Origin of the sequence: Aquimarina megaterium XH134 (assembly GCF_000520975.1) — a bacterium.
In the GTDB taxonomy this organism is placed as follows: Bacteria; Bacteroidota; Bacteroidia; order Flavobacteriales; family Flavobacteriaceae; genus Aquimarina; species Aquimarina megaterium.
This window is the reverse complement of sequence record NZ_JACB01000015.1, coordinates 100555-116310: the sequence shown is the minus strand read 5'-3', so window position 1 is coordinate 116310 and position 15756 is coordinate 100555. Positions and strand designations below refer to the sequence as shown.

10 protein-coding genes are annotated in these 15756 nt (G+C 31.7%); 2 read left to right on the top strand and 8 right to left on the bottom strand.

Going from position 1 to position 15756, the window contains the following annotated elements:
• Positions 1 to 64 precede the first annotated feature (64 nt).
• Complete coding sequence (locus tag Z053_RS0110830; RefSeq protein ID WP_025665034.1) at positions 65 to 2245, bottom strand: carbohydrate binding family 9 domain-containing protein; 2181 nt, start codon at positions 2243 to 2245, stop codon at positions 65 to 67.
• Positions 2235 to 3104, bottom strand: coding sequence for an SMP-30/gluconolactonase/LRE family protein (locus Z053_RS0110825; protein WP_025665033.1), 870 nt, complete (start codon positions 3102 to 3104; stop codon positions 2235 to 2237). Before Z053_RS0110825 ends, Z053_RS0110830 begins: the two co-directional genes overlap by 11 nt.
• Positions 3105 to 3302: 198 nt before the next feature.
• Between Z053_RS0110825 and Z053_RS30055 the strand changes: the two genes are divergently transcribed.
• Both Z053_RS30055 and Z053_RS0110815 read left to right on the top strand, forming a co-directional pair.
• Complete coding sequence (locus Z053_RS30055) at positions 3303 to 4367, top strand: sensor histidine kinase (protein ID WP_025665032.1); 1065 nt, start codon at positions 3303 to 3305, stop codon at positions 4365 to 4367.
• 2 nt (positions 4368 to 4369) lie between these two features.
• Positions 4370 to 5065 carry a LytR/AlgR family response regulator transcription factor gene (locus tag Z053_RS0110815; protein ID WP_025665031.1) on the top strand — a complete coding sequence of 232 codons (696 nt, stop codon included), beginning with the start codon at positions 4370 to 4372 and terminating at the stop codon, positions 5063 to 5065.
• A gap of 64 nt (positions 5066 to 5129) precedes the next feature.
• On the opposite strand, the gene nagB is transcribed toward Z053_RS0110815, so the two are convergent.
• The 6 genes from nagB to Z053_RS0110785 all read right to left on the bottom strand — a co-directional run bounded on the left by nagB (position 5130) and on the right by Z053_RS0110785 (position 15751).
• On the bottom strand, positions 5130 to 7061 hold the full coding sequence (nagB, locus tag Z053_RS0110810) for a glucosamine-6-phosphate deaminase (RefSeq protein WP_051476033.1): 1932 nt from the start codon (positions 7059 to 7061) through the stop codon (positions 5130 to 5132).
• 18 nt (positions 7062 to 7079) lie between these two features.
• Positions 7080 to 8882 carry a sodium:solute symporter family protein gene (locus Z053_RS0110805; RefSeq protein ID WP_025665029.1) on the bottom strand — a complete coding sequence of 601 codons (1803 nt, stop codon included), beginning with the start codon at positions 8880 to 8882 and terminating at the stop codon, positions 7080 to 7082.
• 48 nt (positions 8883 to 8930) lie between these two features.
• Positions 8931 to 9803, bottom strand: a complete 873-nt coding sequence (locus Z053_RS0110800) for a sugar phosphate nucleotidyltransferase (protein WP_025665028.1) — start codon at positions 9801 to 9803, stop codon at positions 8931 to 8933.
• 28 nt (positions 9804 to 9831) lie between these two features.
• Positions 9832 to 10947: a mevalonate kinase family protein gene (locus tag Z053_RS0110795; RefSeq protein WP_025665027.1), complete on the bottom strand. Its 1116-nt coding sequence runs from the start codon at positions 10945 to 10947 to the stop codon at positions 9832 to 9834.
• A gap of 141 nt (positions 10948 to 11088) precedes the next feature.
• Positions 11089 to 12474: a DUF3472 domain-containing protein gene (locus Z053_RS0110790; RefSeq protein WP_241459818.1), complete on the bottom strand. Its 1386-nt coding sequence runs from the start codon at positions 12472 to 12474 to the stop codon at positions 11089 to 11091.
• Positions 12461 to 15751 carry a VCBS repeat-containing protein gene (locus tag Z053_RS0110785; protein WP_035095882.1) on the bottom strand — a complete coding sequence of 1097 codons (3291 nt, stop codon included), beginning with the start codon at positions 15749 to 15751 and terminating at the stop codon, positions 12461 to 12463. The genes Z053_RS0110790 and Z053_RS0110785 overlap by 14 nt, the downstream gene beginning before the upstream one ends.
• Between the last annotated feature and the right edge of the window lie 5 nt (positions 15752 to 15756).

Here is a 15756-nt window from a genome sequence, read left to right as displayed (position 1 = left end):
GCCAGATAGAACTTGTTATTGATCATATTGGTTGGTATTAACCTAATTATTATAGCCTCATAATTTAAAAATCAAAACGATAATTGGCTTTAAATGCCACACCCCAATTTGTTCTTGAGATACGTTTATTGAAGTTATCTGTAACGACAAAATAGATATATGATAAAGGTTTATATTCCCATTGTAAACGACTGTTGATATTGAAGTTATTTTGTTGAGTGTTATACTGCACATAGGTTGTCCAATTCAAACGATTACTAAAAAATACTTCACCTGTAAAACGCGCTAAATGAAATGTGTCTTTTCCTAGATGTTTAAGATCAATATGATTCAATGAATAATTAATATTTAACTGCGCAAAAGGTAAAAGTCGATATCCTAAAACAGTTTCAAAACCACTTCTTTTTCCATTAAAATATCCGCCATGAAAAACTTCCGTTGCATAATAGAAGTTTTTATTACTTGAACGGTTATTGTATCCAATTTTAGCATCAATAGTATTGTAAATATCTGGTTGAATAGGATTGCCACTATTTAAAATATCAAATCCGTATTGAAGATTGAAGTAATTATGTGTCAAATTAAAAAATAAAGATGACAAATTCTTCTTAAACCAGACTGAATTACCTAATACTGTAGACATCTCGGTAAGTGCGCCTTTGCTATTCCAAAACGTATCATTTACTACCGACAAATAACGAAAACGATCTATAGAATTAGATTTTATTGGATAATAATTTTTTTGAAAAACGAAATAAGAATCTAAATACGAATCCCGAATGACCAGGTTGTTTATGGCATCATAATTATAAAGTCTTGGTGTAAAACCAACATCGGCTATAAAGTTTTTGTCTACCGTTTTAAATGCACCTTTAACATACGTTTTTCGTGTGTTGTATTGTCCTTCGATATTGAAAAAGTTATTGTTTGAATTGATATTATTGCTAAAGCTTTTTCCGTAGTTGGTCTGTGCTGACCATAAATTGTTTTTTGATTTGTAATTTAAGTTCAAGCCAAAAACGCGGTTGTAATCGTTCTTAAAATCAAATCTGTTGGTTTGTTGTCTGTTTATCCAATATGCTGTGGTTGTAAAAGCTCTTGATAATTTTTGTCGACCCACCACAACAGCATAATTTTGTGCGTCGTTTCCATCGGCTTTTTCAGTTTGAGCATTTAAAATTCCGATACGTGTATTAGGCGAAACATTTCCCGAAAGTTTTAATCCAAATTGCATATCGGTCGTTCCGCCGATTATTCGAGAGTAAAATGGATTGACACCAAAGGCTCCTAAATTATTAAACAGATCACTGTTTTCTAAAAAGAAATTTCTTCGTTCTGGAAAATTAACTGCAAAACGGGTTAAATTAACTACTTGTTGGTCAACATCTACTTGCGAAAAATCAGGATTAATAGTCGTATCTAATCGTAATGAAGACGTGATATTATACTGTGCATCTATGCTTGGTTTAAAGGTAGATTCATCTGTATTATTAGCGACATCTTTTTCGTAATTATACGCTACCGAAGGCACTAACATAAATTTTGAAGTATTGGTTTTGGGTAAATTTTCAATAGTCACATCTTCTGTAAAACGTAAATCAAACTGAAAAAAGTTACGTGACATATCGGTATATGTCATCCATAAATTTGTTTTAAAATCTCTATAGAAGAATTGAATTCCCCAAGTATTGTTATTTATATCAAAATTTAATGCTTTAAACGGAATTTCTATTTCATATACTTTTTTAGTTCCTTCAACCGAAGTTTGCGAATACCAAATGGCATTCCAGCTTTCATTAAAATTGTAGTCTGTTCCGTTAAAGTCTACCAGCGCATCTACTTGTGTATTTGCTGCGTTCAGTGTAAAATAATAGCCGTTATTTTCTTTATTGAATGGATCAAGTACAATTCCAAAAGCATCACTACTTACAACAGCATCTCCATGATTATCACGCTTTAATGTGCTAATTTTACTTTGTAATGTCGTATCGTAATATTCAACACCTATATAGAGATTTTTACCATCATGAAATACCCTCACTTCTGTTTTGTTTAATGCTTTACCTTCATCGTTAGGGTAATAATTATTAAAATCTGTAAACATTTGAATATTTTGCCAAATAGGTTCATTCAATTTTCCGTCAATTTTTACAGATTCTACAGAAAAAGGAATTGTTTTATTTTGAGCATATCCGCAGAAATAGAAACCGATGACCGCTAAAAAAATGAATAGTTTAGTTTTCATCTATAAGTCGATAAGCAGTTAATTTATGTTGTAACATAGCAGGTACTAATACCATTTTTAATTCGGGGATGTAGGCAATGTCAGCAGAATTAACTTTTTCTTTCGTAGTATCTAAAAGCATGGTTTTATCACCATTTTTAGTTACATAATGTATCATTCCTTCCCAACTCGAAATTAAATAATCGTCATTACCAATGGCTATAATTCCATCTGGGTTTGATATGTCTTTTGCTACTGTTTTTGAGGTTTTGGTTTTTAAGTTATAACTCTTAATTGTCTTGTCTCCCAGGCCAATGAGGATATTTCCTTTTTCATATAACACTCCGTTTGGCCATTCTAAATCATTCTTTAAAATGGTTACTATTCCATCTTTTAGGACGAATAATTTTCCGCTTTTTGTTCCACTTCCATAGATAGCTCCATCTTCGCTTGATGTTAAATCATTGATACGTTCTGTACCTTCAATTTTATGTCTCTTAACTATTTTTGATGTATTTATATCGATCTCTAAAACAGTATCAAAATCTGCAACAAATAACTTATCCTTGTAAATAGCTGTTCCTGTTGGTCCTTCGATGTTATCAATCCATTTATGGTTTTTGATTTTTCCGTTTATATCAACTTTACTTATAAACCCTTTTCCGTTAGGTTTCATCCAATGTCCGTTAATACTTGTAACATAAAGTATAGTATTCCTTTTGTCATAAATAGCAGATTCTAAATCATTTAAAACGGTATCGGTTTCCCACAGTTTTATCAGTTTTGGATTCTTTAATGACTTTGTAAAACTTGATTTTTGTGAAGTACATAATTGTACCGAAAAAGCAGTAATTACTACTAAAACTAAAATAACTCTCATAATTGTATTTATTTTGTAGATCAAAACTACAGTCCAATTGAGCTGTGATTTTAAAAAGAGGACAAGGCATGAGTTTTAGTGTACATAAACCCCAAAACGTATTTGTAACTCGTATAGGCTTGTTTGTATTCTTATTTTACTTGTTCGTACACAAATTATTATATATAGGCGGCTTTGTTGTACTTTTATGAGTTGAAAATGAAGCGTTTTTTTAAAATATTTAACCTACCCGTTTATAAACACACTCTATTTTGGATTGTTGTTTTCTTGTTCTACACAACATCTGCAAGAGAACGATTTAATACTACTGAAGAAATTATAGTAACCTATTTTTTTCACGTGGTTTTTCAGATTATAATTGCGTATACAGTATTATATTTTATTGTATCTAATTATCGAAAAGACAAGAGTATTGTTAAACTTATCGCTTCAATTATCTTGTTATTTTTCTTTATTAATTTTTTATATGTTTCTATAAGAATGTCTTTTCTTGAAAAAGCATATCCTGATTGCTATAAAGTGTTTTTAGATAAAAACGGATATCTTACGTTTTGGGAACGGATCTTCGATTTAAAAACTATTTTCTTTCACTTACCACTGTTTTATTTACAGCCATTATTTTTTTTGGTGGGGTTAACGTTTTATGAAAACCAGTACAAGCTTTCGAAAATTAGAGAACAGAAAAGGGCAGTAGAATTAAAAGCGTTGAAACATCAACTAAATCCTCATTTTTTATTCAATACGTTAAATAATCTATATGTGTTGTCTGTAGAAAAATCTGATAAAGCACCAGAAATCATTGAAAAACTCTCAGATATATTAGATTATATGTTATATGGTAGTGATAAAAAATTTGTGCATATTCAAAAAGAAATTGAACTTATTGAAAATTATTTAGCTTTAGAACAAGTGCGTTATGAAGATAGAGTTTTGGTGTCGTTTAATAACTCAATAATCGAAAATATTAAAATAGCACCTTTATTACTATTAACATTTATAGAAAATTCTTTTAAACACGGTGTAAGTCAGGAACTAAAAATGGCAGCTGTAAAAATTGATTTATCTTCTGAAAAAGAGCACATAATTTTCAATATTTTTAATACTAAACCTTTGTCAACAACAGAAAAATTAATTCAAAAAAAATCGATAGGTTTAACCAATGTAGAACAACAACTTAATTTATTATATCCTGATACTTACGATTTAAAAATTGAGGAAACGTCGAAAAGTTTTTCAGTAAATTTAAAACTCAAAAAACATTAAAAATGTACAGGTGTTTGATAATTGATGACGAAAAATTAGCAAGACAACTCGTTGAAAATCATATTGCAAAAATTGATAATTTTGAAGTTGTTTTTTCTTGTAAAAGTGCCATTGAGGCAATTAATATATTAAATTCAAAACATATAGATTTACTTTTTTTGGATGTTGAAATGCCTGTTTTATTGGGAACAGATTTTTATAAAAACCTCTTTCAAAAACCTAAAGTAATTTTTACCACTGCCTACCGAGAATATGCTGTTGAAGGATTTGAATTAAATGCTATTGATTATTTAGTAAAACCAATAACATTCGGCAGGTTTTTTAAAGCAATAGAAAAGTTTTTAGCTTCACAAAACCACAAAATTGAAATACAAGCTTCTTCAGAAACATTACAGAACAAGAACTATATTTTTGTAACAGCAGACAGAAAGCAGGTCAAAGTACAGTTTGATGATATTCTATTTGTAGAAAGTGTAAAAAACTACATTAAAATTAGAACTGAAAATAAATCACTCCTTGTTAAATTTAGTATTTCTTCATTTCAAGAAGTGTTGGATGCTCGTTTTCTTCGTGTTCATCGTTCATTTATTATCAATAAAGATAAAATAACGGCCTATACAAAACACGATATTGAAATTAGTACTATTGAAATTCCTATTGGAGAGATGTATAAAAATATTTTAACCCAAATAAAATAATTATATCATCAAAAAAGAATAGAATAATGGGGTTAATACCTGTTAATCATGCTTTTAGATAGAGCTAAACTTCTTTTTTTTGATTCTTTTTGTGATTATCATATTTTACAAAAGCTTCCATAGCAGCATAATCTGCTAGCCCAAGGGCATTGTATTTTTGTGCTGTATCTCTATTTCGTTCTTCTGCCCGCATCCAGAATTCTCTTGAATCTTCTCCCTGAAACATGACTCCATCTTTTTGTGATTGATGGCAAAAAATAGCATGTCGTTTTTTTAACACCTGATCCGGACTCATGGGTACGGCCATTTCAATTTCATGAATATCCCATTCGTGCCATGCGCCTCGATATAACCAAACCCAACAATCTTTCATATAAGGCTTTGTTTTTAACTCTTCTAAAGCCATAAATAAAGCATCTAAACATACTTTATGAGTCCCATGAGGATCTGCCAGATCACCTGCTGCATAAATCTGATGTGGTTGTATTTCTTCTATTAGTTTATACATGATAGCAATGTCTGCTTCTGATAGTTTATCTTTTTTTATTTTACCTGTTTCATAAAATGGTAAATCTAAAAAATGAACGTTACTATCGTTTAATCCCAAATAACGTGTTGCTGCAAATGATTCACTTCTTCTGATTAGTCCTTTTAACTGCCTTATTTCTATAGTGTCAACAGCATATTCGCTCGTATTGGACAATGTATTAATAATGTTTTGGGCTACCGTTGAATCTGAATTTAATTTTTGACCTACCTCGGCAAATTTTAAAGCTTCTTGATTTGATACGGCTATATTGCCAGATGTTTGATAAGCCACATGAACATCATGACCTTGCTCGACCAACCTATCAAAAGTACCTCCCATAGAAATCACGTCATCATCAGGATGTGGACTAAAAATAATGACTCTCTTTTTGGCTGGATTTGCTCGCTCTGGTCTATTGGTATCATCGGCATTAGGTTTACCACCGGGCCATCCTGTAATAGTATGTTGTAATTTATTAAACATTTTAATATTTAAATCATAAGCAGAACCTTCTTGTACTAATAATCCAGACATACCATTATCGTTGTAGTCCTTATCTGTTAGACTTAAAATACTTTTTTGGGTTAATTCGCATAGCCAGATAATTGCTTTATTCTTTAATGCATCTGTCCAGATTAATGAGCTAACCAACCAAGGTGTTTTATTTCTAGTTAATTCTGATCCTGCCTCGGTATCCAATACAAAAGTTGTGTTTTGATGATCTTGAAGATATGTTGCAGGTACTTGAGAAGAAATATCACCTTCTATTGTTTCTTTGATAATTGATGCTTTGTGCTGTCCCCATCCTAATAATACGATACGTTTTGCTGCCCTTACTGTAGCAATTCCCATAGTTATTGCTTTTCTGGGAACATTTTCTATCCCTAAAAAGGAAGGAGCAGCATCTACTCTGGTAATATGATCTAATGTAATCATTCTTGTACCCGAGTTATAATGTGATCCCGGTTCGTTGAAACCTATATGACCTGTTCTTCCTATACCTAATAATTGAAAATCTAAACCACCTGCTTCTTTAATTTTCATTTCATAATCAATACAATACTGATAGAGGCCATCACTATTTATTTTTCCATCAGGAATATGAACGTTTTCAGGAGATATATCAATATGATCAAAGAGATGTTCATACATGAAGTAGTAATAACTCTGTATATTTTCTATATCCATAGGATAATACTCATCTAAATTAAAAGTTATCACATTTTTAAAACTTAAGCCTTCTTCATGATGCATTCGAACCAATTCTTCATATATCTTAATCGGTGAAGAACCTGTTGCTAATCCTAAAACGCAGGGTTCATTTTTCTGCGATTTTTCTTTTATAAGATTCGCTATTTCTTTTGCCACTACCAAAGAGGCTTCATTAGAATTCTTAAAAATTATGTTGTGTATTTTCTCGAATCGTGTTTCCTCGAATTGGCCTGCTGGTTTATAATTGATCTCCATCTTTATTTTAATTACATTTTATAATACATTAGTTTTTATTCTACCCCATATTTTTAGAAGTAAATATCCAGAAACAATAGCTAGCTTGGTTAGTAGAAGGGCATATATTATGTGTCCATATATCCAATATCCTGTGGCAAACATGAGACTATATATCAATACACATCCTAATAGCATTGCTATAATTCCGTAAGGTACGTTCCAGTCTTTTAAAGTATTTTTTTCTAATTTTGATTGATCAATTATGTGGTGCCACCCAGGCCCTCCTGGCTGTACTTTCTTATAAAAATTGTGTAATACTTCTTTACTTTCTGGCTGAGTTAAATACGTGGCTGTCAACCAAGCAATAGTGGTTAGAAAAACGACTACCAGAAATTCTGACCAATCTGGAAATAAACCATCTTCAGTATCAAAAAAGTAGATGCCAGCCGGTGTTAATTTTAGCACTAAAGAAATAATTCCAGAAACAAACATTGCCGTAATTTCGCTCCAGGCATTAATACGCCACCAGAACCATCGTAAAATGAATATCAAACCTGTTCCTGCTCCAAAAACCAGTAACACTTCAAACAACTGTAATGCATTCTGTAAAAGTAGTGCCAAAAGTGCACTAAAGATCATCAGTATTACTGTCGCAATCCTACCTACAGCTACCAATCGCTTTTCGGATGCATTTGGATTAATTTGTTGCTTATAGAAATCATAAACAATATAAGAAGATCCCCAATTTAATTGCGTAGAAATGGTACTCATATATGCAGCTACCAAAGAGGCTAATACTACACCTAATAATCCACTTGGTAATTTGGTTAGCATTGCAGAATAGGCCAAATCATGACCTAGTTTATCTTTTGTAATATTAGGAAAGGCTTCATGTATACTTGCCAGATCAGGAAACACTACTAATGACGCCAGTGCTACAATAATCCAGGGCCAGGGACGTAATGCATAATGCATTATATTAAAAAAGAAAGTTGCTCCTATTGCATGGTTTTCATTTTTTGCAGCCAACATTCGTTGTGCAATATAACCTCCGCCGCCTGGTTCTGCTCCCGGATACCAAGAACTCCACCATTGCACTGCCAATGGTATTATCAGTAATGTGATTATAGCACGTTTATCATTAAGATCGGGAAGTATTGAAAGTTTATCTACTACATTTTCATTTGTCATTAAAGATACTATACCTCCTACTTCTGGTAAATTAACCAAATAGTATGCAGCTCCAATTGCACCACCCATAGCAACAAAAAACAATATGAAATCAGTATAAACTACACCTTTAAAGCCACCAATAGCACTAAATATAACTGTTATCAATCCAGCACTAATTACCGTTTTCCAGGGTTCTAAACCTAACATAATACCTCCTATCTTGATAGCAGCCAAAGTTACTGCAGACATTGTGATCACATTAAAAATAACACCTAGATATAGGGCTCTAAATTTTCGTAAAAACTTTGCAGGTTTACCACCATATCTTAATTCATAAAATTCTAAGTCCGTACTCACATTTGATTTTCTCCATAACTTGGCATAAACAAATACAGTTAATAGCCCTGTGATTAAAAACACCCACCAAACCCAATTACCAGACACTCCATTTGTTCTTACAATATCGGTAACCAAATTAGGGGTGTCGGTAGAAAATGTTGTAGCTACCATAGATAAGCCGAGTAACCACCATGGCATATTTCTTCCTGATAAAAAAAATTCTGATGAATTCTTTCCTGATTTTTTTGATACCCATATACCAATAAATAAGGTGATTATAAAAAATGAAATTATTAGTACATAATCAAAAGTGCTAAGAGATACCATTATATCTTTTTTAGTTAATTAATTATTGCAATACTCTACTAGCTAATTTTAATCCCAGCTTAATTTAGAATAATGTTTGCTTAGGTATTTTTTTACTTCAACTATATCTTCTTTAGCCGTTAAATCCGGTACATGTTCTGAAAAGGGTATTCCTATAGCTTTATTTGGATACTCTTTTAGCATATTTAAAAGAACCGTTGGTAATTCTTTTTCATTTCTTTGGGGGTGAACGGGGCAGTTTTTTAAATAGGGATAGATAGCACTACCATTAAATTTGAAAGCATTCATACTAACTCGTAATTTACCTTCTTTGTCCTTATATTTATTAGCTTCTTCTTGAGATGGTTTTTCAATAATATCTAACAAATGGTTTGCCTCATCTAATTTTGCAAGTGCAAAACGTGAAATTCGTTCCGAGGAAAACTCCATTGTATCTCTATCATAACTAATAAATGCATTTTGGCTAGATGTAGCTCTTAGTGCGAATAATGCTTCTGAGGAATACAAATTATCACTATTACACACAGTATAATAGTTTTTGTTTAATTCGGGATATTGCTCAATAGCCTGAAACAATGCATCTGCGGTTCCAAATGGTTTTACTCTTCCTTCAGGAATATATTGAATTGCAAAAGATATGTTAAGACCACGAAAATCATTATCCTTATCATCATTACCATAAAATTTTTTGAATAATTCTCCATGTTCACTTATGATGATATAAATCTTTTTGTAGCCTGCATGTTTTGCATTATACAATAGATAATCCATAAGAGGTCGTCCATTTGGACCAACACCAATAAGGCCTTTACTTCTTTTATTTGCTTGTTCGATTTCCTCATCACTTAAGTCTTGGTGTGAAGATTGTTTCTTCATTCTGGATGAAGCACCACCAGCTAAAATTATTAAACTTCTATGCATTCGATAGTTTATTTTTTGTTTACTGTTTTTAGAGTATTCTTGCTCCGGGGTCTACCTCAACTAGGTAAGCATTTTTACCTCCGGCTTTTATAATTTCATCAATAACCTGTTGTTCTTTTCCTTCTGGGGCAATAGCAACAATACTACCTCCTTTACCCGAACCAACAATTTTTGCTCCATAGGCACCAACTTTTAATGCACCTTCAATCATACGGTCTATCTTGGGTAATGTTATTTTTAAAAAATCCCTTAGAATAGCATGATGTTTATTCATTAATACGCCTATTTTTTCTACATCCAAATGATCTTTTTTAAATTCTGAAAGAGCTTTTTTGGTAATATCATGGTTTGATACAGCGGCATAAAAAAAAGGTTCTAATCTATCCGGGAGATGATGAGATAATTTTTTTACATCTTCCTTTTCGACATTTTCTATATTAAAATTTTTATGGCACATTGCCAATGTATGTATAGCTTGCCAAGCGTTTTCTTTTAATTCATTTAAAACACCTATTGTTTCTTTTGGAATACCAGACTCTCCTATAATTAATCCGGGTATAGGGCAATCAAATAATTCATACGAACTGTTTTCTCCGGTTTCCAAATACATAATATTTCCCAGTCCGATACTATATTGATCCATTTTTCCTCCGGGGTTTCCGTGTTCTAAAACTTCAGCCTCATATGCTATTTGTGAAATCAACTCTGGTGTGATTTTATGGTTTGCTCCAAAAGCTTCTAATAAAAACTGAACCCATGACACTACTACAGCAGAGGAACTAGAGGTACCGGCATTTATGGGTAGATTTCCAGAAATTGTAATGTCATACCCTATATTAGGGATACAACCATATCTTCTCAATACTTTTAGTGCTGATAATAAATGATCTCCTTTTTCAACAAAACTGATTTTATCATAAATATTAATACTTCTTTTTTTACCAATATCTGGTTTATTGATATTAAAGATTTTTTCTTCATTTTTTAAAGCTGTTAATTTAATATATCTGTTTATAGCGCAGGCTATAACTGGCAGTCCTAAATAATCTTGATGGTCTCCGAAAAGACATGTTCTTCCTGGAGCAAATGAAATCAATTTACTTTTTCTGTTAACTTTGTTCAAAATCACGCTATTATATTTCATATATTTTGTCTGCTTTAGCAAAACAAAGCCTCTGAATAATATTTAATCATCAAAGGCTTTTTAAACTAACTAATTCAACAACATTTAAAGTTTTAGTTTGGTTAAAGCGATACCGGGTTACTTATTTTTTAGATTCAAAATTTAATTTTGCTGTGATCCTAAATTTGGTAATGATGAAAAATCTATATTCGGCTTTATACCATTTGATGTCCGGGAAAACTCAATATTAATAGTTGTATTTTCATCAAAGAATCCACAATTTCTCATATAAAACGAATTTCCTTTTACGCCACCTGCATAATCAAGTCTAGCTTTATTTCTGGCCGTCGCATCAGCAGTAAATTTGGCAGTAGTTAATTCGTGCCATTGATCTTGTGTATCATATACCCATTGGTTTGTGTACTTCCCTTTTCGTGAAATAAAACCTGTATGCGTGCTAAAGTTTTCTAAAAATGAATGAAATCTTTTTAAGTATGTATTGGTATGTGGTCTTCTAAAACTTGCTATTAATTTCCATTCGCTTTCTTCTGGAGCATAGAAATATGCTGTATAATCTGTACTGTTGTTTACCGAGGGTTCTCCTTTTAGTAAAAACTTATATGTGTTTTCAGATTTCCAATCAAACACCTTATAGCTCTGCCCTCCAGAACCTTCTCCTCCAAAACTTCCATCTGTAACTCCTTCTCCTTTGCCTAAAAGAATTACTTTATAATCATCTGGAATTGTACTTGGATCATCGGTAACAAAAGGGCTCCATACAGAAAATAATATTCTTCTTTCGGTATCAGAATTAACTTGTATTCCAAAATACCCTTCGCCAAAACCATTTGCCATAAAATAAGATCCGACTACATCTTCTCCCTGAGGTACTGTTATCTCATTATAAAAATAGATAACATCCTTATTTTCTGGCATTTTATAAGTTAAGTGAACAGAAGGACCTCTTCTCCCAAAATGAAAACTAAATTCTTCTGGCACAAAAGAAATACCACTAGCAGTAGTAGGTCCACCGATAAGAATTTTATTAATATCACCTATATATTCACCTGTTTTTTGAAGCCCTTGAATTTCAATAAAGTTGTATCCCGATTTAGTAATGTCAAACCTTCCTATTTCAACATTTTTATAGGTTGTATTATCAACAACTACATTCTTTGTTGTATTTCCTACTGTTACCTTAATAGTGGATGGTCCTGTTTCTGATTTAATATTTAATCCAAGATGTAACTCACCCGTTAGCTTGGTATGAAAATAAATACGAATTATATCATCTAATGCTGTCCAATTATGAATGCCTGAATCATGAATTAAAACAGCATCTTGCTCAGTACTATTTATTACCCAACTATTACCTCCTGGAGGAATCATTATTGATAGATCTAACTCTTTATTACCTTCAGGATTAAGAGGTTTTTTGTCTGAACTACAGGCTAGTATGCAAGTACTTATTAGTGCGAGTACGATTTTATCTATTGATTTTTTATAATTCTTCATTGTTTTATATTCATCATTATTAGTTAACTTCATATAATTGATGCTTACTATTATTATTAATTACAATAACTGTTTTCTTTTTTCGAGAGGTTATCAGCATCATATTTCTCACATCTCTATCTGCATAAAATCCGGTTTCAGCATTTTTTATAGACTCAAATTCCTTTTTTGAGTTCCCTTTAAGATAAACACCTATACCTGCATCGGCACGTGTTGTTTCTACCTCTGTATGATAATTATTTCCTGCCATGAGTAAGTCTTTAATTTGATCACCATCAAAATCTTCATAAAGAATACTATTAATAGGACTCATTTGAGCCTCTGATGGGAATGGTGTGAATTCAAAGCCAATTTTGCTATTAACAAAAATACCAGACCTGAATTCTGTAGCTTGATAGTGAATAGCCGATTGAAAAGTCTCTCCTAATATTTCCTGAATATCACTATTTGCAAAATCGCTATATGTTTTTATCCTTTCTTTTAAGTATGGTATTTGCTCTGCAGTACAATGCTTACCTCTTACAGGCACTTGTTTAGATTTATAATACTTGGCCAACATAATATCTTCTGTACCATTGTTATCAAAATCATTTGTATACACATGAAAAGGCTTTTCTTTTGATGCCTTATGTTTGAAGTTTAATCCTAAATTTCCAGCTATTATATCTTTGTCCCCATCTTTATCGATATCAACGACCAAAATCTTATTCCACCAACCCTTGGTTGATGATAAATCATTATACGTTTCTTTTCTAGAAAGAATACCTTTATCATTACTAAAAACTTCAATACCCATCCATTCTCCAGTAACAATTAGATCTAAATCATTATCGTTGTCAATATCATTCCATTCTGCACTAGTTACCATCCCAATATTTTTTAGGTCTGGCGCCAAATCATCTGTTTTATTAATAAAATTTCCATCTTTATTAATTAACAAATAACTTGTTGGTGCATACGGGTATTTCCCCGGAATTACGCGACTTCCTATAAATAGATCAATATCACCATCCTGATCAAAATCTGATGCTTTTACAATAGAACCTGCGGTATTAATGGATGGTAATTTCGATTCTGATCGATGAAAATTATAATCCCCTTCATTAATATACAATCTATCTTGTAATAGTGATGAATCTGGGTCAAACTCATAACTTCCGCTTACTACATATAAATCTTGATCTCCATCATTATCTGCATCAAAAAAGGTAGCACTTACATCTTCATATGTATTATCTTTTATAAAATCTTGCACAGGTATATTTTTGAAATTTCCATTTTGTGTAGCAATTAATAGCTGTGCAGTTTGATTATGCGCTCCTCCTATAAAAAGATCTTCCGATCCATCGTTATTAAGATCTGTTTTTGCTATCGCAGGCCCTGTTTGGGACAGCTTATGTGGTAACAATAATTGTTTGTCAAAATCATTGAAAGGAATTTCAGTATGTTCAAAATCTAACAAAGTTTCTGTAAAAATCGTATTAGATTTTGTATTGGTATTTTGTTTTGTTGCTTTAATACTTTTGTTGTAATCAATACGTAATAATTGATTCGCTTTTATATTGGTAAGATGTTGTCTATTTCCATCAGGCCAAATGATCTCTATTTTGGGAACACTAGTATTTTTTCCTAAACCAAAATGTAATGTATTGGACATCGAAGAAAGATATCCTCTGGAGTTTATGAGTTGTCGAGTTAATATTTTTCCATCATTCAGGTATATTTTTATGGTTGTTCCTACTCCGAAAACATTTTTCTTAGCTCCTTTAAAAGTAAATTGCAAAAAATTGTTAGTATTGATCTTTCTCGCATTATTTCTAAGTATTGTTACATTTTCATCTATATTATTGGTAACAATGTCCAAATCTCCATCATTATCTAAATCAACATATACAGCACCATTTGAAAATGTGGGTTTTTCATCTGACCAATCTTCAGTTATATTGTCAAATTTTAGATTTCCTTTATTTTTAAATAAGTAATTAGTTAATTTTTGTTGTGGTAATTTTTGGGTGAATTGATAAAAGTCTTTCTCTTTTAGGGTATTCTTTTTATCGTTGATCGTATTGTTGATTTTGATGTTCATGTCACGATCGACTACATCTCTATAAATACCATTGGTGATATAAATATCATTAAGCCCATCTAAATCAAAATCAGCAAAAAGAACAGACCAACTCCAGTCTGTTTGGGCAAGGCCAGACATATGTGCTATCTCACTAAAGGAACCATTTCTGTTATTTAATTGCATTACGTTATGCATGTACTGATGATGATGGTCGTTTTTCACCATTTTATTAAATCTATCGATAGACATCATAGACATGGTTGTTTTAGATCGTACATGATCTTCTGGGCTCATGTCTAAAACCATTAGATCATTAAATCCATCGTTATTAATATCTCCTATATCACTTCCCATACTATAGTATGAAATGTGTTTAAAAAGTGAATTTCTTTTCTCAGAGAAGGTTCCGTTTTTATTATTTATATATGCAAAATCAGGTCCAATAAAATCATTAGATACATAAATATCCTGCCAACCATCATTATTAAGATCTCCTACCTGCGCATTAAGTCCAAAGCCTAAATCTGGTAAAATTCCTGCTTGTACAGAAACATCTGTGAAATTTCCTTTTCCATCATTATTATATAACTTATCACTACTTTTAAAGAATTGCGTTTTTTTACTATTCTGAATTTTATTTATATCTATTATCTTACCTGATAAATCAAATTCTGCAGGAGCATTAGTAATATAAACATCCAGATCTCCATCTTTATCATAATCAAAGAATGTAGATGAAATCGACCGATTAGTGTCTGCCAAACCATAACGTTTTGCTTGTTCTGTAAAAGTGAGATCTCCATTATTTATATATAGCATATTGGCAAGTTTCTGGTCTCCGTTGTACCAACCAGCCCTATTGATATAGATATCTAAAAAGCCATCATTATTGATATCAACAATAGATACTCCGGTATCAAATCCAGCTCTTTTTTTTATTCCGGATTTTATAGTAATATCTTCAAACCGAAAATTTCCTTTATTTAAAAAAAGTTTATTATGATAGATGTTAGAAGTAAAGAAAAGATCTTCTAATCCATCATTATTGAAATCGGCAGCGGCTACTCCACCACCAATATAGATGTATAGGTATTTATAATAATGTAATTGTTCTGATTCTAATATTTTGTTCTCAAAAGTCACTCCTGTAATCTCTGTTGGGACTGTTGTGAATAATTTCTCTGATGACAAATTATCTACTTGATTATTACAAGAATACAGGAGTGTAAGTACAAAAAACACAATCC